Here is a 24,440-nt window from a genome sequence, read left to right on the forward strand (position 1 = left end):
TCAGCCGATGGCACTAAATTCCCAGCATAAAAGAATTTCAAAGAATCGAGTGAGTATTACTTATGATGTAGAAACTAATGGTGCAAGTGAAACCAAAGAGCTTCCGTTTGTTGTCGGTGTTATCGGTGATTATTCTGGTCATAAACCTGAAAATGAGAAAATTGATCTAGAAGATAGGGAGTTTATTGGAGTAGATAAAGATAATTTTGATTCAGTCATGGCTAAGGTTGATCCTCAATTAACGTTTAAAGTTGAAAATGTTCTATTGAATGATGACTCGGAAATTGAAGTCAATCTCAACTTCAAAAATATGAAGGACTTTCATCCAGAAAGAGTCGTAGAGCAAGTTGAGCCGTTAAAAAAGCTGGTTGAGACAAGAAATCAGTTTAAGGTGCTGTTATCCCAAGCAGATAGGTCTCGCGAATTGGAAAAATGCTTAAAGCAAATATTACAGAATTCAGATACGTTAAAAGGTTTAGCTGGAGAGCTAGGAATTGAGACTTTAACAGGCAAGGAGGGTGAATAATGCCTGAAGAAGAACAAAAAACTACCGAAGAGGTCGGGGAAAATACTGTAGAAGAAAGCATATTAGACCGTGTTATAAACGCTACTTCGCAAACCCCTGCTGATAGTACCAAAGAACTGCTTTCTATGCTTACTAGTAACATTATGGAAGGCGTTGTAACTTGGGATAAAAACTTAACTCTCACCATTGAAAGTGCTATAGCTGGTATTGATGAAAAAATTTCAAAACAACTCTCAAAAGTTTTACAGGATAAAAATTTTAAGAAGTTAGAAGGGAGCTGGCTTGGTCTGCAAAAACTAACAAAGAATAGTGATCTAGGACCCATGCTTAAAATAAAGCTGGCTGATTATTCAAAAGACGAATTAATTGATCAGTTCGAATCTGCACCCGCAATAGACAGAAGTCGTTTTTTCAATGTGGTTTATCAACAAGAGTTTGGTACTGCCGGTGGGCAACCTTATGGACTATTAATAGGAGATTACGAGTTTGGATATGGCGATGAAGATGCTTGTCTTTTACGTTACATGGGGGAAGTTGCAGCTGCATCGCATGCTCCCTTTATAGCGGCTGCAGCTCCCAGTATGTTTGACTTCAAGTCTTTCTCCACGTTTTCCGATGGCAAGCCCGTTGCTGCTGGTTTTGACTCTCCCGCATACGCGAGTTGGAATGGTTTTCGAAGTAATGATGACTCACGTTACGTGGGTCTAACTTTACCTCGAACTCTGGCAAGACTTCCTTATGGTTCAGCAAGCAATCCTATAAAATCTTTCAATTTTGAAGAACTAAACCTTGCTGCAGACGGCCGTCAAATTGTTGAATCAGCGGATAGCTTTGTTTGGTCTAATGCCGCTTATGAAATGGGCTTACTTATGACAAGTGCGTTTACTGCATATGGTTGGTGTACTGCCATTAGGGGTATGGAAAATGGTGGCAAGGTAGAAAATTTACCAAATTTTACTTACTACACCGATGCTGGTGATTTACAGCAGCTTTGTCCTACAGAAGTTAACCTCACCGATGAGCGAGAAAAAGAGTTAAGTGATTTGGGTTTTTTACCCCTTGTTCATTATAAATCTACTAATTTCGCCGTGTTTATGGGAGGGCAGTCTACCCATAAACCAAAAACCTATACTGACCCAGATGCTACAGGAAATGCAGCGATTTCTGCAAGGTTACCGTACACAATGGCGAGCAGCAGAATTGCTCATTACTTGAAGGTCATGGGCAGGGATAAAATAGGTTCAAGCTTAGAAGTGAATGATGTTGAGAAAGAATTAAATACATGGATACATCAGTATGTAAATAAACTTGCTATAGGAAACGAAGCGAAAGCGAAACATCCGCTAGCAGAAGCAAAAGTGACAGTGAAGGAGCAACCAGGCAAACCAGGTGCTTATTCAGCCGTTGCCTACTTAAGACCATGGCTCCAGTTAGAAGAATTAACCACATCATTGAGAATGGTTACAAAAATACCGAGTAATTAACCTAAGTTTTGAATAATAAAGTCAATAAATCGATTTAGATAAATGACATAAAAATGCTACCTACAGTACTGATAGTTTTGCCAAAAACTTTAGTTTAGTCGTTACTTATTTATAAGGTGCTGCCCATGCAGATGACTTCATATTCAGGAATTGAACATAGCGATATAAATAAAACAACAAAAAAAATGATTAATCACTCACTTGTAGTTCATCTTATCAATAAATTGGATAAATTAATTAGCCGGCAACTGTCGTTAATAATACAAAACAAATGCTTTAAAGAACTTGAATCAGCATGGCTAGGTATACAACGGCTCATTTCTAATCGTTATAACCAACGAAGAGTTAAGGTAAAGCTACTTAATTTATCATGGTTTGAAATTGCAACAGATCTCAATATTTCTTTCGATATAAAACAGTCAATTTTATTTAATATTATTTACACACGCGAGTTTGGCACTCCTGGAGGTAAACCATTTGGTGTGCTTCTTATTGATCACAAAATTACCTTTGAGAATGACAATAACCATTCATTCGAGGATTTATTTACACTTCAACTTATTGCTGAGTTGGGTGAAAAATCACTATGTCCAGTTATATTAGGTTTGGATCATAATTTCTTTGGTGACTCCCCTATACGTACTCTCCACGACAAAAAGAGAGTAAACAGAATGCTTGAAAGTGAAGAATTCCATACTTGGAAACTTTTACGCAGTCGAGCATGTGCTCGTTTTTTACATATTGTTTTACCAGAATATTGCATTAGAAGGGCATATAAGAGCTATGCCGCAGGGTTCATATTTAATGAACAATTTAAAACTGAACATGCCTTATGGGGAAACAGTGGTTTTTTACTTGTAGAAAATATTATCAAAGAGTTTGAGCGAATAAGTTGGTTTGGTTTTTTACGAGCTTATGATCATACAGGTGTTAATGGTGCAATAGTCTGTACAAAAGATAAATCACCTACAGTTCCTAGAATCACTTTGTTTAGTGAATCAGATAGTTTTTGGGCTTATTTGGGCTTTGTTCCACTCACAAAAATTTATTTAACAAATCAATTAGGATTCTTTAGCAATCAGTCCGTTTGGGAAGCAAAGAATGAACAGCAAAGAATTATTGGAATGTTACAAACAAACTTGATGGTATGTCGTTTTGGACATTACATCAAAGTAAAAACAAGAGACATGGTTGGGAGCTTTGATAGTGCAATAGACTGTAGAGCTAGATTAGAAAAATGGTTAAGTCAATACGTAAGTAACATATCGTATGGTGAAGATTCGGTTATGGCAAAATATCCGTTGAAAAAGGTTAGCATAAAGCTAAAAACCGACCCAAAAGACCCGACTCATTATGTTTGCAGTATTACTATTCAACCTCAATATCAATATGAACTTATTGATGTCGATGTTGCATTAAGCACACCTATACCAACTAACAATATTCGTTAATGCCTATGAAGTTGATGATGAATTTGACGGAAGCGATAGTAAACGATGGCTACTCAGATCATGATGCAGTTATAAAACATATTTGCAATCTAATTTCTAGCCGTGCTCCGTTATGGGTTAATGCGCAACCTAACGAATATACTTCAGGAACCATTGTCGACTTAGGCATGAACTATTTTACTCATAATCATAGTAAGTTTAGAGTTGATGAGTTGAAAGCTAGAATTTTAAAATTGATTAAAGATTTCGAACCTAGGTTAACACAAGTCGCAATTGAAATTGATGAAAAGAGGTTTGGTACAAATGTAATTAAATTTGAATTATCGGCACTTTTAAATACTGATAAAGAAAATGAGGTACTGTCGCTTGAGTCTTTCTTGGACTTTAGTTCCAATAATTTTACAGTGAATAGTGGTGTAAACATTGTTTAGTACGCTTCTTAAATATTATGAACAAGAGCTTCGCTTTGTTAAAAACGAAGGTTCAAAGTTTGTAGAAAAACACCCAAAGGCAGCAAAGACTCTGGGGCTTAATAAACAAGGAGTGGCTGATCCAGAGTTGATGATGCTAATCGAGAGCTTCGCCTTCTTGAACGCTCGGTTACAAAGTTCACTTGATGATACTTTTCCAGACTTTACCAATGGTCTTCTAGAGCTATTTTTTCCTCACTATGTGAAACCGTTACCATCATATTCTCTTTTAAATTTTGATTTATTTACAAAAGTTAATGCAAGTCATGTAATTCCTAAAGGTACTGAATTCAATATACATGTAAATACTGAGTCTGAAATGATATTCCGTTCTTCTGAAGGAATTGTAATTCATCCTATTCAGCTTACTAACGTTACGGCAGAGTTTGCGCCTTTTAATAAAGACAGTGGCATAGATAATGAGCAAGCGAAAGCAATGATAGAGCTCCAGTTAAATACATTAGATGAGGATACACAGTTTAATGAACTAGATATTAATAAAATAAAACTGCAGTTGAGGGGCGAAAATAGTTTCATACTAAGACTGTACGATTCGATTTATAACAATAGAGTTGAAACTAGAGTTGTAGCAGATGGAAATTCATTTTTACTGAGTAAAAATAAAATATCTCCAGTTGGATTTAGTCATGAGGAGATTATTTTGCCTGAAGAGTCATCAAGCCTAGACGGATACAATATTTTAACTGAATTTTTTGCATACCCAGAGAGATTCTATGCATTCAATGTTGAACTTGGTGAAGTTATACAACATTTAACTGACAGTGAAATAAAAATCCAATTACTTTTGAAAGAACTCGATGTCGATGTTAAACGCCTTATTGATATTAATAACATCTCGATTTTTACATTGCCAATAGTAAATCTTCACGATGTAACCGCAGAACCTATGGAGATAGACTTTCTAAAAGAGGAGCATGAGATCATCATCGACTCATGGGACGTTGAAAGTCACAATATTTATTCGGTCAATAATGTTTTTGATATGACAGTATCTAAAGAAAAAGTGCCTAAAATTTTTGAGCATAAATTTTCAAACTCTACTTCTAACTATAGATGGCAGCTCGTGAGAAATAAATTAGAACTCGAATCTAAAAAAAGGTATCTAAAAGTATCTGATCTAAAGCATCAAGGTGATTTTAACGAAAAAAGAATTTGGCTGATTAAAACCACAGTATCACAACCAGACTTAGAGGATAAAGTGAACCAATCTAGTCAGGTCAGTTGTAGGGAAAGCTTTACCATTCCAGCTGATATAACACTCATTGAAAGACCAACAAAATCCCAATCTCAGCAAGAAAATGACGAAAGTATATGGACCTTACTAAATCATTTACATAAGAACTATCAAAGTATTTTTGATGCCAAAGATCCAGTTTATGAATTAAAAATAGTTCTCAGTTACTACAATTTTACAGAAAACTCGTTGAATAAACTTATGATCGAATCGATAGTTAATTTAAGTCAAGATCATGTAGTTGAAACTATAAGGTTAAATGGGAAAAACTGCTTTGCTTTTGGTACACAGATCACGATAACACTGAGTAATGAAGCTCTTTTTTTCGGTTTGACTCTTTTTTCGCAAATGTTGAATATCTATTTTTCACAGTTTGCTGGCTTTAATAGCTTTATACAAGTTCATATATTAATTGATGGTCAAGAGGGTGTTTATATTAGCTTTCCGAGAGAATTTGGATGCAAAAGTTCAATATGACACCTAGTAATTTGGAAGAGAGCCAAGTTGAGATCGTTAGGCTATCGCAGACTTTAAAGCACATTGCTGCAAAGCATGGTGATATTCCAAATATTAGGTTTACCACTGAGTTACTTCCAGCTTTTTATCACTCTCAAATTAGGAAGATTCAAAACAAATCTGACGCTTGGATTGTAGAAGTTAGTTCTGGTGCTCTTTATGGTAACAACTCTGTACTTCCTCATTACATGCAAAATCAGATTATTAAATTATTTGTAGAACTGTCAGATGAGTCACTAAAAGACTTTTTTGATATATTTAATAATCGTTATTGGAAACAATTTTGTAATTTATGCACCAAGCATAGCTTATCTATGCAACTGGAAGAAGAAACGTTCAAATGGAATAAATATAAAAAAGGGATCAGTCAGCTTTTAAAATGTCTAACAGGATTTAGTTGTAATGATCCTGTGCTGCCTAGTGAACACCTTATCCAGTATGTAGGCCTACTTGGCCCATCGCAGATAAACCCAAACTGTCTAAGAAAAATTCTTGAAGATTATTTTAATTGTAAATTTGAATTGTACAGCTCAAAGCTTGAATATCAAAAACTAACGTCATCTTCATTATGTAAAATAGGAATTTCAGGTCGAAAACAGCGATTAGGGCAAGAATTAATATTAGGAAAGAAAGTACCTGTAGTTGGGCAAAAGTTAATTTTAAAAATATGTCCTGAAAGCTATGATGAATATATTAAAACGCATGAAAACTCAAGCTTTGTCAAGGCTGTTAAGATTATAATTTCAAACTATATTGGGACTAATTTCAAATATCATCTTTTTATAAAAATAAATAGTAAATATTTATCTAGGTTACAAATATCAACAAATTTTAAACATTCTAAAAAGTTAGGACATTCTACATGGATATATGACTCTCAAGAGGGAGAACATTTTGTCGAGTTCCCATTAAAATAAATTGTTAAAAAATGAAGTGTTATTTTTAAATTATCTTTATTTAATTTAACTTAACTTATCTTATTTTTATGGGAGATATATTTACTTTAAGAGTCAGGATTTTTATTGATAAGATAAATTATATTGCTCATCATTAATTAAGTTGAGTTTGGTAAACATATTATGCAGAGAACACTATGTCACTTTCAATGAAAATAATCAAAAGTCCATATGGTGAAAGTATTTATGAGTGGGTTAAGACGTTTCCAAAGGACGGAGGTGATATAGGGAGAGCATTTGGAAATACATTTAAGCTCAGTGACTCTACTCAAGTAATATCAAACAGACACGCGAAAATATTACCAATTGAAGGTGGGTATAAAATTATTGATACGAGTAAAAATGGGTTATTTATAAATGATTCAAAAACACCTTTAGGAAGAAATAATGCAATTATGCTTAGTGACGGTGATGTACTAGGTGCAGGAGAGTACTTACTATTAGTTTCACTATTCAATCCATACGAAAATAACATAGATGAAGCCCCAGACGAAAACAATACTCTGGAAGTAGAGCCTATTTTTGCTGACGATCCATTTCACCAATTGGATTCAGAGAAGAGCGTTGTTTTGACTGCTGATGAAATTAATGGCATGTCTGATGATGAAGAGCGTGAGAGATATTTAGCGGAGTCTATTGAGCATGATGTTTTTGAAGATGTAGGAGAACATAAGGCAGAAATTGAAAATGATTTTTCTACAGGATTTACCAGCATGGAAGAAAACCCTTTTGAATCTCCTCTAGAAAACCCATTTGAAGAGACTAGTTTTAGAGCAACATCACAAACAAGTTTTGATGAAAGCTGTGTGCACTATGAGCGACCTCGTAAAGACATGCTTGTAGAGCATAAAACGGCTGAGGAACGTTTTGTACAATACTCTGAAAAAAGCATTGAAATAGCATTGAATCGTCTATTTAAAGATATAGATCCTGAAAAAATTGAAGAACTCTTTAAGGAACTCACTGGTACGAGTTTTTTTGCGGAAAAGTCTAGATATTGGAATATGTACAAAAAGTACTTTGCTAGATTGATAAGAGATCGAGATTTGCATATTAAGTTTTATTCGTATTATCAAGAAGCCATAAAGATACAAATCAGCCTCGATGGTGACCATTAAATGAAAAAGCATACAGCGGTAGTAATATTGATTTTAATGCTTATGGGTTGCCAAACAATCAAGCATTGGTTTTCCCCAATAGAACTCCATCAAATAACCGTTAAAGTTATAGCGGAAAAAAATATTAACCCGAATTTACAAGGTAAGCCTTGCCCCCTTGTTTTGCAGTTATACCAGATGTCAGACAGTGACGCGTTCAGCACGTCTGATTACATAAACATTTATAATGATCAACAAGGCACTTTAAAAAAAGATCTTCTATCAGAAAGAGTTATAGGCATTGTTTATCCTGGAAAGACAATTGAGAAAACATTTGATCTAAAAGATGGTGTTAGTTATGTCGGAGTAATCGCAGATTTTTCTGATTCTTCTGACGCCAACGCTAAAGTACTGTTTAAACCCAAATCTGAAGGTAAGTCACTCTTAGTTCTTGATGTCGATGGCGTTAATTTATCCTCGAGAAGGAGTGACAATAATGATTAAAAATAAAAAGATTACTTGGACAGAGGGGATGTTTATTTGTCCTCAACACTTTCAGCAACAAGAGCGTTATTTTGAAAGTTATGTTCTTCAATTTATTAACCAATTACAGCATCAGCTTTATGGGTTTTCTGAGTTAGAAATTGATGTAGAAATGCTGAAAATAGGTAAAGTTAGAGTTAATTCAGCAAAGGGAATATTTCCCGATGGCACTCCGTTTGAGCTTAATCAAAATATATCAATTGAAATACCGAACAACGTCTTAAAAAAGAAAGTATATCTTGTTCTGCCACTTACAAAGATCGGCGCTGTTGAAGTAGGAGAAGCTGAACATCACAGATACAAAGTTTTCCAACACGAAGCCTTCGATAGCTGTACCGATGAAAATGATCTCGTAAAACTTGATTTATCGGACTTGAACATGCAACTGAAGTTAGAAGGTGACAACTTGAATGAATACGCCATGCTTGAAGTTGTACAAGTTATGGAATTTGATTCTGACGGAAAAGTGGTATTAAACGAGGCTTTCATACCTCACTCTCTTCAGTATGGTGTCTCTAAATATCTGGGAGATAACTTAAGAGATATTTATGCACTGATGAAATATCGTGCAACTGCCATTTCCAATCGCCTGAGCACTGATACTGGGAGTAAGAGCTACCAAGCATTAATTAGAGACTATCTTTGGTTGCAAGCATTAGGTGTCTGGATTCCACAAATTAAACTGTTGTGCGATAACAAAGATTCATTGACATATCACTTATACAAAGACTGTATTGCTCTTACCGGGCACATGTTGGGATTAGATGGTAAAAATATTGAAGAGTTTCCCAATTTTAACCCCGGTGAACTGTATGACATCTTCTCTTATGTTTTTTCAAAAATCATATTGTTATTGAGAGAGATACAAACTGAAAATGTGCATACTTTGAAATGGGATTGGAGTTTATTCAAAACTAGGAGATTGCTAAGGACAATCATAAAAGATCCTAGTCTTTATGGTAGTGGGAAATTTATTTTGCTTGTGTCATCAAGTATGAATCTTTCAACATTAACTAACGAATTTCCTACTTGTGCAAAATTAGCAGGAAATAGCATTATCGCAGAGTTAGTTCGAAGTGCACTTCCAGGAATTCCACTAAAAAGTCTTCCATTTGCACCCGCTGAATTAAAAAACAAACCAGACACGGCCTATTTCGAGGTTGATACAAAGCATGAAATGTGGGAGGAAATTAGATCTAAGGGAGAAGTGATTGCCTTACATATAGATGAAAGAATTGAAAATGTTGATATTGGATTTCACATAATTAGGTAGGTGAAACTTGAATACATTATTTACTGAAGAAGAAACAAAGGAAGTAAGAAGAGCATACACTAAAACACCTGAAACGAAATTAAGCAAACCTGAAATTCCAGCAGTAGACATTTATGGTTTTGATAGATTGCTTGCAACATTGAATATCTATAAAAATCCACTATTAAATGAAGCTTCAGAATTACTGGGTATTTTAATCTCCATTCCAAGGCTCAAAAAGCCTAAAAATATTGAAAAATTCAGGCAATCCTTGCTTGAGTCACTAGCTAAATTTAGGAAGCAAGGAAGGTTATTAGATTTTCATTCCAGCATTATTGAAAAGAGTTGCTTTGTTATTTGTGCTGCACTCGATGAAGCTATTCTATCTACTGACTGGGGAAAGTCTGAATGTTGGGACAACAGCTCGTTATTAAGCATATCTTTTAAGGAAAGAAACGGTGGGGAAGTGTTTTTTGTTTTACTGGAAAAAGCGATGAAACAACCCACAATTCTTTCTGATTTTATTGAATTGCAATATATATTAATGATGCTCGGCTTTCAAAGCAAATATCGATATCGTGATGAAAAGATTCTTCAGCAAATTAAAAGAAATGTTTATGAGATTATTTACCGAAATACAGAGATTGAATCTAGGTTAGTCAGTCCCATTACTGTAACAACTGAAAAAGTGATAAAGCCAACAAGATTAATTAACATGAAACTGGTAACCTTACTGGTTTTATTATCGGTATGTGCTGGATATGGTATTAGTGACTATTTTTATAACATAGAAAGTCAGAGTATTATAAAGAAAATCGATAATATTAACAAACAGTCTGACGCAATAGTAAGTGGAAATATAACTGCAAGTGAACTCTATTATAAAAACAAAACAACTAACCAGTGGGAAATCTTATATGGGCAATTTTCGGAGATGCAAGATGCAAAACATTTCATTGCTTTATTAGATGATGATGGCTATAAAGCCTATACGAGACGATCCGGAAAAAACATAGAAGTTGTGTCGTCATCTAGTAATAACTTACCCATGCTAAAAAGTATTTTAAACGAACTAAATTTCAAGTTTGATGTAAATGCAGTAATTAGAAGAGCAAACAAATGACATTAAAAAAAATAATTTTATTTTTATCAATTATTGTAATAATTTTTAGTACTGCTTTAAGTTGGTTTTTTATTGGTACTGAAAGTAAATTCCTTTGGGTAAGGTATACTTCATTATCCGTTCTTATCGTCAGTCTATTATCCATAGCCGTTTTCTTTGCATTTAAAAAAGTAAAGTTTATTACTGATAAAAACAAGGTTGAGAAAGCAGAGCGTAAGCTGGTGAAGCTGCTTTTCAAATCCTTTATAAAAAAAATTAACGGGTTATATTTTGGGCAAGTAAAGCTCAAGAGTGTCTATGATATCCCTTGGTATTTGGTGATCGGTAGCAAAGATGATGATGTTAATGAATTTCTTTATCAAAATAGGCTGGAAAAATTAAGCTTTGAGAATGAGGCTCTATCTCAGACGGAAGGGTATCTCAGTTTTTGGGTAAGTGAACAAATAATCATCATTCAGGTCGGTGATAAAATATTTGATAACGTTCAAGTACACTTTAGTATGTGGAAACTTCTTATAAAACAGGTGAGGCGGTATAGGCCGAGGCAAGGTATAAATGGCGTTTTATCAGTAATAGCATGTGATAGAGTTTTAAGTAGCAGGCCTTTAGATACAAGGAAAAACAATGAACTCATTAAACTGGTTGTTAGCGATCTAGAAAACAGTATATCACTATCAGTTCCTGTTTATTTTATGTTTTCAAAACTTGATTCACTCGCGGATTTTGTTGAGTTCATGAATTATTATGTTGAAAAAGAACTGGAGCACCCGCTAGGTTTTACTTTTAATAAAAAACAGAAGAAATTTGATAAAGAAGTTTTTCAAAAAGATTATCAGAACTTCATACGGCATGTATCAGAAAAAAAAGAACTCATGCTTTTCAATATAAATGAAGGTATTTCTAACTCCATCATAGCCTTACCATATCAATTAAATTTCTTTTTTAAAATTATTGAAGAAAAGCTGGATGAAGTCAGCAAAGACAAAAGACAGAGTAAGTGTGTATGGATCAGAGGAGCATACTTTTTTAGCTGTACCCATTCAAATAAACACTATGATCTATTGTCTCAAGTTCTTGCGACTAAAAGCGATTTAGAAACGATAGAACCAAGTCGTATTGGTAGGAGAAATAAAGAGTACTTCGTATCGAACTTAATTAATCAAATTATTTTACCAGAGAAGTCCATTATTGGCATAAATAAAAGATTGAATGTAGCTGTCAATATAGGACAAGTAATGCTGTGCGTATCATTAGTCTTTGGAGGATTTCTATTAAAGAGGGTCTTTGATGATAACTGGAAACAAGATAAAGCCTTTCGTCAGTTAACGTTACATAATTTAAAAATATATGACACCGATTTAAAAATCGTCAACAGTAAACCCTCTAGCCTTGAAAATTTGACATTTGTATTAAATCAATCTAGAAAGATTTCGATAGAAGCGCCCACGAATACCCCTTGGTATAAGGCAATTAGCTTTAATCAAAATCAGTTGAGTAATAAACTTCATGATTCTTATTACTCTCAACTTAAAGCATATTTACTTCCTAAATTAATCGAAATGATTGGGTCTGAATTAAAATCTTCAATTGATCTATCAAAACCAACAAAAACTTTTAATATTCTAAGATACTACATGATGCTCTTTAATGTTAAAAACAGGAAGAATGGAGAACTTGTTAACTATATCAATCAACTTATATTGAATAATAACTCATTAGATTCAGATGGTCGTAATCGATTTATGCTTTTAGTTAATGATCTATTTTCTAGTAACTTTACTACAAACTTTTCACCTTCAAAAGAACTTATTAATTTAGCCAGAAGCAGTTTTGATGGACTGTCGAGAGACAAGTTAATATACGAATTAATCAAAAAACGCCCGGAATTTTATAACCGTGTTGACATAAGACACCAATTTGGTGGCGATTTTAATAATATATTCAACTTCAAGCCTCATTACAAAAACTACATGATGCCTTTGTTATTCACAAAGCAAGGTTATAAAAAATTAAATATTAACCCTGAATCGTCACTGCTCAAAGAACAATTGCGGGAAGTTAATATTGTCACAAATTCTTCTGAAAGAGTAACAATAGTAGAATTAGCTAAGTCCAGTATCAATATAAGAAAGATGTATTTTTCAGAGTATATAGAAAAGTGGAAAGATGTACTGAGCAACATTAGTCTTAACAAATTTAAAACTTCAATGGAGTTATCGTATGCGCTTCAAATACTACGTGATCCATCGAGAAGTCCATTAAATATGTTAATCGAAGCGGTAGTCGAAAACACTCAATTAGCAAAAACAAAAGCAAGCAATAAAACAGTTGATGCTCTAACAAAAAAGGCAGGTGCTGAAATTAATTCGATGATAAAAAGTAATATCAATAAGATAAAACCTTCACTTGCTGTAAATAATGCCTTTGCTGAGTACGCGACTTACTATAGTAAAAAGAGTACGGTAGGTACTATAGAAAATTTAACAAAATCAATTGACTCACTAAATAATGATTTTAATTCTTTACTTACTGATGAAAACCCTGAACAGGTAATGTTTAAATATGCTGTAGCCCACACAAAAGGTAGCCAAGATTCAATAAAATCTTTGAGTAATGAAGTAAAAGCTGAGCCTGATAATGTTCAAAGGTGGTCTAAAAGCCTTATTGATCAGATTTGGGCAAGTGTACTTAATTATGGAGTGAATTATTCAAAAGGTGTATGGGTTGATAAAGTATACAATTTTTATTACGACCGTATCTTTGATCATTTTCCATTTTCACCACAAGCTACGATTAACGTTTCATTGGCTGACTTTAAAGCATTCTTTGCTCCAAATGGAATTTTAGATAGCTATATTCAAACATATATTCTTCCATTTTCAAGTTGGCAAGGTGGTAAGCTGCAATTACACGCATACAACGGGCGAATTTTACCAATGTCACAACACTTACTTGATGAAATAAGCAAGTACAAGGGTATTGAACAAGTATTCTTTAATGGGGTGAGTAATAAATTGAACCTTAGCTTTCAAATAAGAGCTAAGTACATGGATTCTGACATAACTAAATTTGAAATTCGTGGCAATACAGAGCTGTTCAATTACATGAATGGCCCAAGAGAGTGGAGCAAGATTAATTGGCCTAACAAAGCTGATGAAGAATCAATTTCATTTAACTTTTATAAGGATGATAATAGAGTTACTCATGATACTTTCTCTAGTGAGTGGAGTGTCTTAAAACCATTATTAGAGTCTAAATGGTCTGAAACAGACGATAGTAAAATTCAGTTACTCACTTATTCTTCAAAAGGACATAGTATTTCTCTAGATTTTAGCTCTCTTGATTCTAACGTAATTTTTGCTAAATCATTGTTTACGTCGTTTTCATTGCCGCCAAAATTATAGGTTCTTTCGTTGATGAACAATTAAAGCGACAACTATCTTAAAAAACAGCGGCAGCGCACGTGCGGGGGTGAGTGCAGTAATGCTCATTCCTACTGCGAACATACTAATTGACTTATGATGACTGAGCTAAAAATTTTGCGACCATTACATCTGCTATATTCTCCACTTGGATGGAATCATTATGAGCGTCTTCTGCCTCTCTTGGGTTTATCCTTTCAATGAGTCTTTCGATAACTTCCTTTTGTGCACTATTAACTTTTTCTGAATCTTCATAAAAATAGTTTGAAGTAAAATGAAAAGTGACTTTTAGTAACGTTAACTCAGGGTGGTCAGTACCAGAACAGTTCAACTCTACGTTTAAGTCTCGCTGATAGTGCAATGCAATTAATGACTTAAGATGTCCCATTAATAGAACTCTCTCTCGAAGTTCATTATTAATTTTTTTTCCAGATATCATTTTTAGCAACTCTTTCGCTCGTTCGGTTTCAGTTGAGCTCGCTAGCAAACGTTCAAATTCATTTTCAAAAAAATCATCAAATTCTTTTTCTCCTAACATTTTTATATCAATGGGACCAGTCGATGCATCAGTTGCTCTTTGGGTATACTCTGGTGAAGATACCTGACAATTTAAACTAACGCTCATATGAAAACCTCGCTGTTAAATAGTTATACCAATTACATTGCTCAAGAGGATTTAAGGAAAGTTGCGGAAGAAAGTATACCGATAAGTTCTCGTCACTCCATCGCAGGCAGGAAACGAAGTAACGACAGTTTTGTATGTCGGTAACCACTACTTGCTGCTATTTATGCCTTGCTATCAGTAATTTTATCTGCGTATATGAACACTCCCAACCGATTTATTTAGATTAAAGAATATTTTGTTTACGGTAATTCTTGCCTTTCAAATGTGCAAGTTCTTCAGTGCTAAATTCATAATAATCAAACATGAGTTGCTTTTCTTGGGGTGATAATTGCTGCTGCTCTTCCATCAACAATGTTTTCGCATAAACCGTCGCTTTCATCGCTAACGCAGAATCAGTGCACAATTTCCTGAACTCCAAGGTTTGATCAATTTCATGGAGCACTTTACAGAATTTTAAATTACCAAACTCAAAATGCTCTAAGATTTGCCAATTCAGTTTACTGCCGTGTTTGAGTACGTTTTCAAAAACTTGTTGAGACGGAAACTCTGTGGCTAAAACTGCATCATGAACCGCTTTATCGCGGCTATCACTAGCCTCTCGTAGCCATTTACCACGAATGCCTTCAAACACTTGTGCGCAATTACCCAGCACCACAGTTGTTCCCATTAGATTGGTTAGTGTTGTGGTATAAATTAAACTGATGTCTCCTTCATGAAATTCACCGAGTGCTTTTGCCGCTATCGCCGCAACATTCGCAAAACGCCAAAGCTTTCGTGTTGTCCATAAAATGGATGTATTTTTTTTAGGTAACCAATTGCGCAAACAGTAATATGGAATAATCAGCTTGAGTTGCTCTATACCTATATAGTTGAGCACCAGTTTTAAATCTGACACTTGAACTTCAGTTTCCTGAGCGCGGCTTTGGCGAAAAGCGGGACTATTAACAAGATTAATTAAATCTCGGCTTAGCCAGCTAATTTTATCCAACACTTTTTTTAGACGGCTTAAGTCGAGCGTATTCGATTGCAAAAACTCTAATAATAACCATTGCTGCGAAGAAACAGTTGAATGAGAAAGTAATGGTTCAACAGTGTCAAATTGATGCTGCATTGAGTCTATAATCGTCGCCATAAGTTGGCTCGATACGGCTTCAAAAACTTGTTTCTGTTGTTGTTGCTTCAATAATCGCTCTTGCAGAGCTTGCTGCTCAATCTCAAGCTTATTGGCTACATCCAGTAACTCATCATCCAAATCATCCTCTGCCCATAAAGACTGTTCGTTCCCAACAATCAGCAGATGGTAAAAACGATTTTCTATGTCAATGATCATGCCTGGCTTCATTCCACCAGCAACTGAAAATACCACTCGTTATCCTATCTATGACTTTCATTCTTTAGAAATTCTAGTCGCTAGCGTGACAGAAGTAAAAAAGCTTCCATTTGGAAGCTTTTTATCGGTTATATTTTGGGCGAACTCCTGCGCATTACTTAAGCTCTTGCTCAAATAATTTATAAATACGACGATATTCGTCCAACCAACTGGATGGTTGCTTAAAACCATGAGGTTCAACAGGGTAAATTGCCGTTTCAAACATTGGCTTTTCTAACTCAATCAAACGTTGTACCAAACGAACACTGTCCTGAAAGAACACATTATCATCGAGCACACCACTCATGATTAGTAATGGTTTTTCTAATCCTTCAGCGTGGTAGATTGGTGAGCTTCGCTCATAAGCAATGGCATCGTCTTCTGGCGTATTCAAAATGTTTGAAGTATAAGGTGCATTGTAATGCGCCCAATCCGTTACAGGACGAAGTGCCGCGCCAGCTTGAAATAATTCAGGCTCGTTAAATAGCGCCATAAAGGTTAAAAAACCACCGTAAGAGCCACCATAAGTCCCGACTTTATTAGCATCAACATGAGCATTGCCTGCCATCCAATTTACGCCATCAATAAGATCTTCAACTTCAGGATGTCCCATGTTCCGATAAATTGCCGTTCGCCAGTCACGTCCGTACCCTTTAGAGCCTCGATAATCCATATCCATGACCACATAGCCCTGCTGAGCCAGTAAATTATGGAACATGTATTCACGGAAGTACCCCGAGAAACCATAATGAGCGTTTTGTAGATAACCTGCACCGTGGTTAAAAATTACCGCCGGATATTTATCCGCATTTTGTTTACTGAAACCTTGTGGCACATAAACTCGTGCATAAACTTCACCGGCATTATGGCTAGATTTCACTTTTACCACTTCAGGCGCTTGCCATTGGTAGTTGAGAAAAATCTCGCTTGTATAGTGGGTAAGTTGGGTTAAATCGCCGCCTATTTTTTGGTTGTACAGCTCGTTTGGCTTAGTACGAGTTGATGCAGTAAGCAACAACGACTGCCCATTTGGACTTAACCGATAATCGAGCGTACCTTCCCAGTCAGTAAGTTGCTCATCTTTACCTGTGTTAATGTTTACACGGTAAACATTGTATTTTCCCGGGTGACTTTTATTCGCTTTGTAATAAAGATACTGACTATCTGGCCCTACAGTGACACTACTGACTACGTACTTACCTTGGGTTAACGGCTTGGTATCTCCACCGAGTGTTCTCAAATAAAGGTGTGAGTAACCGCTCTTTTCAGATAAGAAGTAATATTGTTCAGTGTCACCAATCCAGCTGTACTGGTTATGGGTGTAATTGACCCAAGCATCATCGTGTAAACGATCTTCGGTTACTAATTTACCGCTGTTCACATCGACATTGGCAATCCAGCGATCTTTATTGTCCACAGCTTCTATCATAACGAGCAATTTATTGTCTGAGCCATGCCATTGCACCGCGCTTTGAGACCAACCCCAATCTTGCATAAGTTGCAATTTACGTGGTGATTTTTTGCTTTCATAGCGCTCGCCAATGCGCTTGGCGTTTTCAGCTTTCACCGCAGCAAGCACATCTTCGTCGAAGCCATTTAATCCTTCGATGGTGATTGGATATTTTTTATGTAACTTAAGATCCAGCAGCACAAAATCTTGCCCAGGATACTTATCTTCGGCCACACGAGCTCTTGCTGGAACCGCATCTACATAGCCATCTTGGCCAATGTAATTAGGCATAATGTCGTGTTTATCACGCCAGCTGTACTTATTGCTTTCAAGTGCAACAAATAAATAGCGACCATCTGGCGATAAACTTTGTTCAACAACTTGATTATCTTTCCCTAAATACCATGCTTTAGCCGCACGAGAAGGGTCAACTTGCTGCAACTTTTGCTGATAGGCTTCTCGTTGTTCGGCATTTTTCTGTTTGTTCGCCACATAATTAATCAATTTATGTTGCTCTTTAGCAAGATAAGCTTCAGGTTTTGTCACGCCTTTTGGCTTATTGCCCATTTTTATATCGGCAAGCTGTTCAATCAAGCCGGTCAAACCATGAATGCGAAATACGCCCAAGCCTTGATAATAAGCTAAATCACCGTTGGTAAGATAACGTACGCCGCTGATTCTTTTATTTTGACGAGTGATTTGAATCACTTCGCCACTGTTTAAGTCTTTTACGAAAACGTTGCCCTGATAAACATACGCTTTTTTCGTGCGCTCTTGGTTAAAAACACCTTGGTTTTGATCCGCCAGATGTAGCTCAGACAATTCAAGTTGTTTCGCTTTACCATTTAAGCTTTGTTCATAATATTGCTTAATCGGAGAACCATATTTTTCTCTGACAAAATAAATGGACTCACTGTCATCTCCCCAATAAGCTTGTTTGGCCAGTACGCCCATCCAGTCAGGATTAGCCATAATTTGTTTCAAAGTAAGTGGCTGTCCAACTTGAGGCGGCGAAACCAATGGTTTAACTTGAGTTTGTTGCTCTACCACAGGCTTTGAAGATGGTGCTGTAGAAGCACAGGCAGATAAAATCGCAAGGCTTAAGGTGCCTAACGCAAGATTTCGACTCAGCAATTTCATGCTTTTTCCTTTTGTTATTTTATTGCTAAAAAATTATTCAGCAGTTCCAAACCTTGCTCGGTTAAAATAGACTCTGGGTGGAACTGAACGCCATAAAGCGGCATCGTTTTGTGGCTCATGGCCATAATTTCTCGGCCACACTCTGCATCATCAAACCAGGCATCAATATTAAAATCAGACGGTATACTATCCACCAGCAGCGAGTGATAGCGCGTCACTGTAAGCGGGTTAGCTAACTGCGTAAATAAACCTTCACCACAATGCTCAATTACGCTGGTTTTTCCATGCATAACTCGTTTAGCTCTGATCACTTTAGCGCCATGTACTTGTGCTATCGCCTGATGCCCTAAGCAAACGCCCAACAGAGGTATTTTCCCCGCAAAATGTTCAATGACTTCTATTGATACGCCTGCCTCATTTGGAGTACATGGGCCTGGAGATATCACTATATAGCTCGGATTCAATTGCTCAATTTCAGCAATTGAAACGTCATCATTTCGCTTAACTAGAACTTTTTGATCCAATTGCTGGAAATACTGAACCAAGTTAAAGGTAAACGAGTCATAATTGTCGATCATTAGTAGCATAACCCTGCTACCTCTCTCAATAAAAACATCAATACTTTCCGAATGAACGACATAAAATCCGTGGCAAAATAATAGCATTAACCCAGAACGAACTTAAGTTTTAATCTTTAGCCTTATGGCCTAATAAAGTCATTTAGTGTTACAGTCTATAAACAAGGGTAACTAGCTATATTTATTCAGGAAACCCCATGATCAATAAAATATTTTGGATTTTTCTTTTATTACCATTTCAACTTTTTGCTAATGATGAGCCCCTCTCCCTTGATAGGGTTGTACCCAGTAACTTTACGCTGGCCTTTCCAAACGAAGACAATATTCGTCCCAGCATCAGTACGTTTAAAGTCAATAACTTTGCCTTAATGAGCAATGAAACGGGCGAGCGATGGGCCATTGTCACGCTGACAAACCAAGCCAGTGGCAGAAGAACGATCAGCCAAAAACATTTGATGGCATTAGTTGCTGACGGGGAGCACATCACTCCTTTTGAAATAAGTCAGTCGTTTAAAGCGGGGGAAACCTTATCGCTTACTCTTTATTTTGGTGTTAGTAAGTTTCCCATATTAACGGTTTTTACCAGAACAAAAACATAAGGAGTTGCCTACATAAAATATCAACCAATCAATTTTAACAGAAGCATGATTTATTAATGATACTTGAACCTAAAAACATCAGTTGAACGCTGAGTATATGAGTAACTGTCTGAGCAATAAGATGATTTTATTATCATGATTTTCACCCAATGAGTGAAGTGATCTACGCTCACAAGCTTTCATAACGTAGAAGAATAAGTGTTGAAATGCTCAGGTAGTGCGACTTCTCTTAACATAGCAATGTAATAACGACAGTTTTGTATGTCGGTAATAACTTATGTCTTCATCAATTTCACTTGTACTTTGAACACATACATAGCTCTGAGCTGGGAATTTAATTAGTATAACTCTCACTAAAATCATGCATTATCAGACAACATGAGTATATTTTGCCTTATTCTTAGTCTTGCGGATTATTTACCCCTTAACCCCTTATTACAGCCGTTTATAAATCTTAAATATATTTCATTTGTACTCATTTAAAATGATATTTACCATTCTAATCTCAACTGCTAGTTGCGGCTTAAATTCAAGAGGGAATTTGCTTTGATAAATCCTGGGTGAAATAAGGATGATTAGCAAGGAGGATAATATGTTTAATCAGCCAATACCTATATATAAACTCAAAAACACCTGCACTTAAAGAAGGTAGTAAACATGGCACTCAACTCCACTTCAAATGCAGTTTCCGGTGCCATGTATGATACATCCTCAAGCTCAAATTATGCTGAGAAGTCAAGCCGTAAAAGATCGAGGACTGAAGAAAGCAAACCCGGTTCTAAAAAATCGCGCATCACAACTGCGGCGAGTAAATGTTATTTAGTTTCGCAGGATAACAAACTGCCTAAAGAACTTCAGGACACAATGGATAGCAAAGGCATTAAAGTTGCTCCTGCATTCATAACGTTATTATCAAAGGTCGAGATTGAATCTGAAGCGCAACGAGCTCAATACAGCAATAAACTAACACTTTTTTTTATAAACATCGCCGATAAAAAGATAAAAGATACCAGCTTTTTTACTAGCATGGTTCGTCGAAAGTATAAAATAGAAATGTTCTTTAACTTCAGCGATAAACACATCATTCTGATAGCACAAACCCAACCGATGAAATCCCTGTCGGCAATGTTTCATAAACGCGGTTTGCCTGAAAAAAAGGAGATAGAGCGCTTCAATCTGCTGTTAACACTGCCGGAGCTGCAGGAGGGCGGTACATTAAACCTGCCACTGTTCAAATCCCTGTCGTCAATATTTCTTGGTTGTGGATTGCCTAACAGATCGGATATTAAGAGCTTTAAAACGTTACTAAAGCGACCACAGCTGCAGGAGAACGGCAGATTAAGCCTGCCGCGACTCAAATCTTTATCGTCGATACTTAGTGGCTGCGGTTTGCCAAACGAAACAAAGATAACGCATTTTATTGAGTTGCTAAAACTGCCGCAGCTGCAGGAAGGCGGCAAATTAAACCTGCCGTTGCTCAAATCCCTATCGTCGATAATTAGTGGCTTTGGTTTGCCTGACGAAGTGGATATAGCGCGCTTTATTGAGTTTCTGGAACTACCACAGCTGCAGGAAGGCGGCACATTAAGTCTACCGCGCCTCAAATCCATGTCATCGATATTTAGTAGCCGCGGTTTGCCCGACAAAGCATCGATGACGCGCTTTATCGAGCTGCTAAAACTGCTGCAGCAAGAAGTCGGTACTTTGAGACTGCCGTTGCTCAAATCCCTGTCGTCGATATTTAGTGGTCGTGGCTTACCTAAAGAAGCGACTATAACCCGTTTTATTAATCTGCTGAAACTGCCACAGCTGCAAGAATACGGCAAATTAAGTCTGCCGCTGTTCAAATCCCTGTCGTCGATATTTAATGGCCGTGGTCTGCCTAACGAAGCTACAATGGCGCGCTTTATTAAGGTTTTGGAACTGCCGCAGCTACAAGAGGGCGGCAGATTAAGTCTGCCGCTGTTCAAATCCCTGTCGTCGATATTTAATGGCCGTGGTTTACCTGATGAAGCGGAGATGACGCGCTTTATTGAGCTGCTTGAACTGCCGCAGCTGCAAGAGGGCGACACATTGAACCTGCCGTTGTTCAAATCTCTGTCGTCGATATTTTGTGGTTGTGGTCTGCCTAACGAAGCAGCGATGAGGCGCTTTATTGAGCTGCTGAAACTGCCGCAGCTGCAGGTGGGAGGCAGACTAAGTCTGCCGCTATTCAAAACCCTGTTATCGATATTTTGTAACCACGGTCTGCCTGGCGAAGCAACGATGACGCACTTTATTAAGTTGCTGAAACTGCCACAGTTGCATGAGGGTGGCAGATTAAATCTGCCCTTGTATAAGCAGTTATTAATTAAAATGATGAGGCAGCCTGATAATGCCGACGGTTGGTTTAACTTGCTTGAATACTCGGCGCTGCAGCAAAATGGCCGAGTCCACCTTCTTAAATTAGCCTGTGTCTTTGCGGTTTTCCCTCTGCCGCCAAAACAGGATGAAATAACTCACCTACTTTCTTTATTAAGCATTGATGGTAAACCCGACGATAAACTACTGCAACTCTGCATTCACGAGTGGAAACAATCATCTCTTAAAGCGGTGAAAAAGGCTTTTTCCTGCTCACCTATCGTAGATCTGTTCACTCATGATAAGGATGAACTAACATCGCTAAAAGCGGTGGCGTTAACCATTAAAGGCGAGCCTGAGCTGCTGAAAAACTTGCGTAACTACTGCTCCTTGAGTTCGTTCGAAACAACGGGATTAGGGCACCAATACGTAATAAAAAGCCATTTGAACGCACTCGGTGAAATCAGCTTCGCCAACGGTCAGCTGGGATTAAAATTATTCTTTGCAAATGCGCCTTGTCCAAAGAGTGGCCAGCTTCTGAGCACTGAGGAAGTGAAGGAATCCTCATACTGGGAACGATTGCTCAGTAAGCCAATCAGTAAAAGCACCCTGTCCTGTGCGCTCGAATTAAAAGGGCAGAGCCATGAAAGTATAAGCCATTACTTTCATTTTTGCAGGGTAACCCGCTCATGTCCCACATCTGCACAATGGGTTAATACCTTGTATCCGGTGGTGATTAAGGGCGTTGAGGATGAAGATGTGAATACGATTCAGGCATATTTAATTGCAGCCAGCTTGATTTCATTCGTGTCTGAAACTGAGATATTGCTTAGCGATCTCAGTTGTTGGCGGGTGTTATGCCAAGTGTTCAGTACTGCCAATGACCTATATCAATTATCGATGACATTATCAGCTAAAGAATTTTGTACACTTTGCCTAGCGGGAAAAGATTACGGTCAGTATCTGAAAGAAGCCGTAAAACCCAAAATAAAAACCATGAATACACTTAATTTTGGGCTGGTCATTAGGGGGATAATCTTGCCTATAAAGCACCCTACAACTTTAAATGCCGTAGCGTTTCATGTATCCACCGACGGTATGAATACAAAAAAAGGAGTCACATTACGCATTGAAGAGCAATCACAACAAACAGATTGCCCCGTGGTGCTTTTTTGTTATTGGTTCAGCTTATCCTTTGCCTGCGCCCCTACTCCTTATCATATAACTCAAACTCAAATGACGCTGCTCAATATTGATGAGGAAGTGGTTAAGCTACCTTTTCCTCAGTTAAGCCAAAGTAGTTCAAAGAGTATCACTATCCGCAACTGGTCTGCCGATGAGCTTTCTCTGTTTATTGATACATTAAACAGTGTCTTTCCGGTTAAGTTTACTGACATCAATGGACAAAGCGTTGTCAGTACATACGTTACACGACGACGAGAACGGTTGTCACAAAAGCAAGTGACAACAGCCACAGGCAACACGGAGGCACAGCAGGGTAGCTGGCTTGATTTGGCCATCATTGAAAAGTGTGTTCAAAAAGGCTTGTACCTGAACCAGAAAACCCGCCACAATCTCGTGTATCATGCCGATTCTCTGAGCACTCCTACAGTAAAAGCGCTCGTTGAGAAATACTCCCTCGCCGACATTCCTTTCGCATTAAGAGAGAAGTTAAGTTCATCTGTGCAGTACCAAAACATACCGCTCGTTTCATGGCTTCAGGATAGTGCAGCAACGAATGACATTGCGCAAGAGCCTGAGCTTATGGAAACGAGTGTTTGCCAAGATGGTGAAAAGGAGGCTTTGTTTCCTTTAATAAAAGACGATGTCTTTTGGGGTACGGCCACGTTATGCAAAGATAATCAGCCAGTACAATTAAGCGAGCTTGATGACGAATGGACCAGCAGTTTATTCTTAGATTTACCGACTGAAGCAGGCTCTAACCCAATTTTAGATAAGCCTCAACTGGGTACAGAAGACGTTGAGGTGCTGTTAGCTCGTATTGAGGAGTTCACCCTCTCAGAGTTAACAGTTATTCTGAGCAGAATAAGCAGTGATGTCGATAGTAGGTTAGTCAAACGACTTGATAAAGCATATGAAAGCCAGCAAAAAGACATGTTACTTAAAAATGCCGCGAACCATGAAGACGCACTCTCTATTACGGATTTTTCTGATTACACAACATTTCCACCGCCATAACATCAAGCGATCGATACTGCTATCATAGCCTTTGTTAAAATGCCT

Annotated in this window: 17 protein-coding genes; 13 read left to right on the top strand and 4 right to left on the bottom strand. The window is 37.0% G+C overall.

The window, feature by feature from the left end; translation table 11 throughout:
* The first annotated feature begins 7 nt into the window (after positions 1 to 7).
* From tssB to tssM, 11 genes are all read left to right on the top strand, one after another.
* Positions 8 to 526 carry a type VI secretion system contractile sheath small subunit gene (gene tssB / locus E2I05_RS18550; protein WP_121851872.1) on the top strand — a complete coding sequence of 173 codons (519 nt, stop codon included), beginning with the start codon at positions 8 to 10 and terminating at the stop codon, positions 524 to 526.
* Entirely contained in the window at positions 526 to 2,010 is a 1,485-nt protein-coding gene (gene tssC / locus E2I05_RS18555; RefSeq protein ID WP_121851873.1) for a type VI secretion system contractile sheath large subunit, read from the top strand. The genes tssB and tssC overlap by 1 nt, the downstream gene beginning before the upstream one ends.
* 125 nt (positions 2,011 to 2,135) lie before the next feature.
* A complete protein-coding gene (locus E2I05_RS18560; protein WP_243641015.1) occupies positions 2,136 to 3,461 on the top strand; it encodes a type VI secretion system contractile sheath domain-containing protein in 1,326 nt (441 codons plus the stop codon).
* Positions 3,461 to 3,892, top strand: coding sequence for a GPW/gp25 family protein (locus E2I05_RS18565; protein ID WP_121851874.1), 432 nt, complete (start codon positions 3,461 to 3,463; stop codon positions 3,890 to 3,892). Before E2I05_RS18560 ends, E2I05_RS18565 begins: the two co-directional genes overlap by 1 nt.
* Positions 3,885 to 5,663 (top strand): type VI secretion system baseplate subunit TssF, encoded by a 1,779-nt coding sequence (gene tssF / locus E2I05_RS18570; protein ID WP_121851875.1) that lies wholly within the window; start codon positions 3,885 to 3,887, stop codon positions 5,661 to 5,663. The genes E2I05_RS18565 and tssF overlap by 8 nt, the downstream gene beginning before the upstream one ends.
* Positions 5,660 to 6,619 carry a type VI secretion system baseplate subunit TssG gene (locus E2I05_RS18575; protein ID WP_170179654.1) on the top strand — a complete coding sequence of 320 codons (960 nt, stop codon included), beginning with the start codon at positions 5,660 to 5,662 and terminating at the stop codon, positions 6,617 to 6,619. Before tssF ends, E2I05_RS18575 begins: the two co-directional genes overlap by 4 nt.
* A gap of 176 nt (positions 6,620 to 6,795) precedes the next feature.
* Positions 6,796 to 7,776: a type VI secretion system-associated FHA domain protein gene (locus E2I05_RS18580; RefSeq protein WP_121851877.1), complete on the top strand. Its 981-nt coding sequence runs from the start codon at positions 6,796 to 6,798 to the stop codon at positions 7,774 to 7,776.
* Positions 7,777 to 8,259, top strand: coding sequence for a type VI secretion system lipoprotein TssJ (tssJ, locus tag E2I05_RS18585; RefSeq protein ID WP_121851878.1), 483 nt, complete (start codon positions 7,777 to 7,779; stop codon positions 8,257 to 8,259).
* Positions 8,252 to 9,571 (top strand): type VI secretion system baseplate subunit TssK, encoded by a 1,320-nt coding sequence (gene tssK, locus E2I05_RS18590; RefSeq protein ID WP_121851879.1) that lies wholly within the window; start codon positions 8,252 to 8,254, stop codon positions 9,569 to 9,571. Before tssJ ends, tssK begins: the two co-directional genes overlap by 8 nt.
* A 7-nt stretch (positions 9,572 to 9,578) precedes the next feature.
* Entirely contained in the window at positions 9,579 to 10,673 is a 1,095-nt protein-coding gene (gene icmH / locus E2I05_RS18595) for a type IVB secretion system protein IcmH/DotU (protein ID WP_121851880.1), read from the top strand.
* Positions 10,670 to 14,077: a type VI secretion system membrane subunit TssM gene (gene tssM, locus E2I05_RS18600; RefSeq protein WP_121851881.1), complete on the top strand. Its 3,408-nt coding sequence runs from the start codon at positions 10,670 to 10,672 to the stop codon at positions 14,075 to 14,077. Before icmH ends, tssM begins: the two co-directional genes overlap by 4 nt.
* Positions 14,078 to 14,189: 112 nt before the next feature.
* Here tssM and E2I05_RS18605 read toward each other — a convergent pair whose 3' ends face one another.
* The 4 genes from E2I05_RS18605 to E2I05_RS18620 form a co-directional block, all read right to left on the bottom strand.
* The gene (locus tag E2I05_RS18605) at positions 14,190 to 14,720 is read right to left on the bottom strand and encodes a hypothetical protein (protein ID WP_121851882.1); all 531 of its coding nucleotides are present in this window, start codon (positions 14,718 to 14,720) and stop codon (positions 14,190 to 14,192) included.
* A gap of 223 nt (positions 14,721 to 14,943) precedes the next feature.
* Positions 14,944 to 16,086, bottom strand: a complete 1,143-nt coding sequence (locus E2I05_RS18610) for an HDOD domain-containing protein (RefSeq protein ID WP_121851883.1) — start codon at positions 16,084 to 16,086, stop codon at positions 14,944 to 14,946.
* Between the two features lie 118 nt (positions 16,087 to 16,204).
* Positions 16,205 to 18,679 carry a S9 family peptidase gene (locus tag E2I05_RS18615; protein ID WP_121851884.1) on the bottom strand — a complete coding sequence of 825 codons (2,475 nt, stop codon included), beginning with the start codon at positions 18,677 to 18,679 and terminating at the stop codon, positions 16,205 to 16,207.
* A gap of 14 nt (positions 18,680 to 18,693) precedes the next feature.
* Positions 18,694 to 19,266, bottom strand: coding sequence for an anthranilate synthase component II (locus E2I05_RS18620; protein ID WP_121851885.1), 573 nt, complete (start codon positions 19,264 to 19,266; stop codon positions 18,694 to 18,696).
* A gap of 188 nt (positions 19,267 to 19,454) precedes the next feature.
* On the opposite strand from E2I05_RS18620, the gene E2I05_RS18625 reads away from it, so the two are divergent.
* Both E2I05_RS18625 and E2I05_RS18630 read left to right on the top strand, forming a co-directional pair.
* Positions 19,455 to 19,856, top strand: a complete 402-nt coding sequence (locus tag E2I05_RS18625) for a hypothetical protein (RefSeq protein ID WP_121851886.1) — start codon at positions 19,455 to 19,457, stop codon at positions 19,854 to 19,856.
* Between the two features lie 657 nt (positions 19,857 to 20,513).
* On the top strand, positions 20,514 to 24,395 hold the full coding sequence (locus tag E2I05_RS18630) for a hypothetical protein (protein WP_121851887.1): 3,882 nt from the start codon (positions 20,514 to 20,516) through the stop codon (positions 24,393 to 24,395).
* The last annotated feature ends 45 nt before the right edge of the window (positions 24,396 to 24,440 follow it).

The organism is Parashewanella spongiae, from assembly GCF_004358345.1.
Classification (GTDB): domain Bacteria; phylum Pseudomonadota; class Gammaproteobacteria; order Enterobacterales; family Shewanellaceae; genus Parashewanella; species Parashewanella spongiae.

What these genes read in the sequence shown, in the direction of transcription:
- tssB (WP_121851872.1), top strand. Translation starts at nt 8, where the DNA reads ATGGCACTAAATTCCCAGCATAAAAGAATTTCAAAGAATCGAGTGAGT.
- tssC (WP_121851873.1), top strand. Translation starts at nt 526, where the DNA reads ATGCCTGAAGAAGAACAAAAAACTACCGAAGAGGTCGGGGAAAATACT.
- E2I05_RS18560 (WP_243641015.1), top strand. Translation starts at nt 2,136, where the DNA reads ATGCAGATGACTTCATATTCAGGAATTGAACATAGCGATATAAATAAA.
- E2I05_RS18565 (WP_121851874.1), top strand. Translation starts at nt 3,461, where the DNA reads ATGCCTATGAAGTTGATGATGAATTTGACGGAAGCGATAGTAAACGAT.
- E2I05_RS18575 (WP_170179654.1), top strand. Translation starts at nt 5,660, where the DNA reads ATGACACCTAGTAATTTGGAAGAGAGCCAAGTTGAGATCGTTAGGCTA.
- E2I05_RS18580 (WP_121851877.1), top strand. Translation starts at nt 6,796, where the DNA reads ATGTCACTTTCAATGAAAATAATCAAAAGTCCATATGGTGAAAGTATT.
- tssJ (WP_121851878.1), top strand. Translation starts at nt 7,777, where the DNA reads ATGAAAAAGCATACAGCGGTAGTAATATTGATTTTAATGCTTATGGGT.
- tssK (WP_121851879.1), top strand. Translation starts at nt 8,252, where the DNA reads ATGATTAAAAATAAAAAGATTACTTGGACAGAGGGGATGTTTATTTGT.
- tssM (WP_121851881.1), top strand. Translation starts at nt 10,670, where the DNA reads ATGACATTAAAAAAAATAATTTTATTTTTATCAATTATTGTAATAATT.
- E2I05_RS18605 (WP_121851882.1), bottom strand. Translation starts at nt 14,720, where the DNA reads ATGAGCGTTAGTTTAAATTGTCAGGTATCTTCACCAGAGTATACCCAA.
- E2I05_RS18615 (WP_121851884.1), bottom strand. Translation starts at nt 18,679, where the DNA reads ATGAAATTGCTGAGTCGAAATCTTGCGTTAGGCACCTTAAGCCTTGCG.
- E2I05_RS18620 (WP_121851885.1), bottom strand. Translation starts at nt 19,266, where the DNA reads ATGCTACTAATGATCGACAATTATGACTCGTTTACCTTTAACTTGGTT.
- E2I05_RS18625 (WP_121851886.1), top strand. Translation starts at nt 19,455, where the DNA reads ATGATCAATAAAATATTTTGGATTTTTCTTTTATTACCATTTCAACTT.
- E2I05_RS18630 (WP_121851887.1), top strand. Translation starts at nt 20,514, where the DNA reads ATGGCACTCAACTCCACTTCAAATGCAGTTTCCGGTGCCATGTATGAT.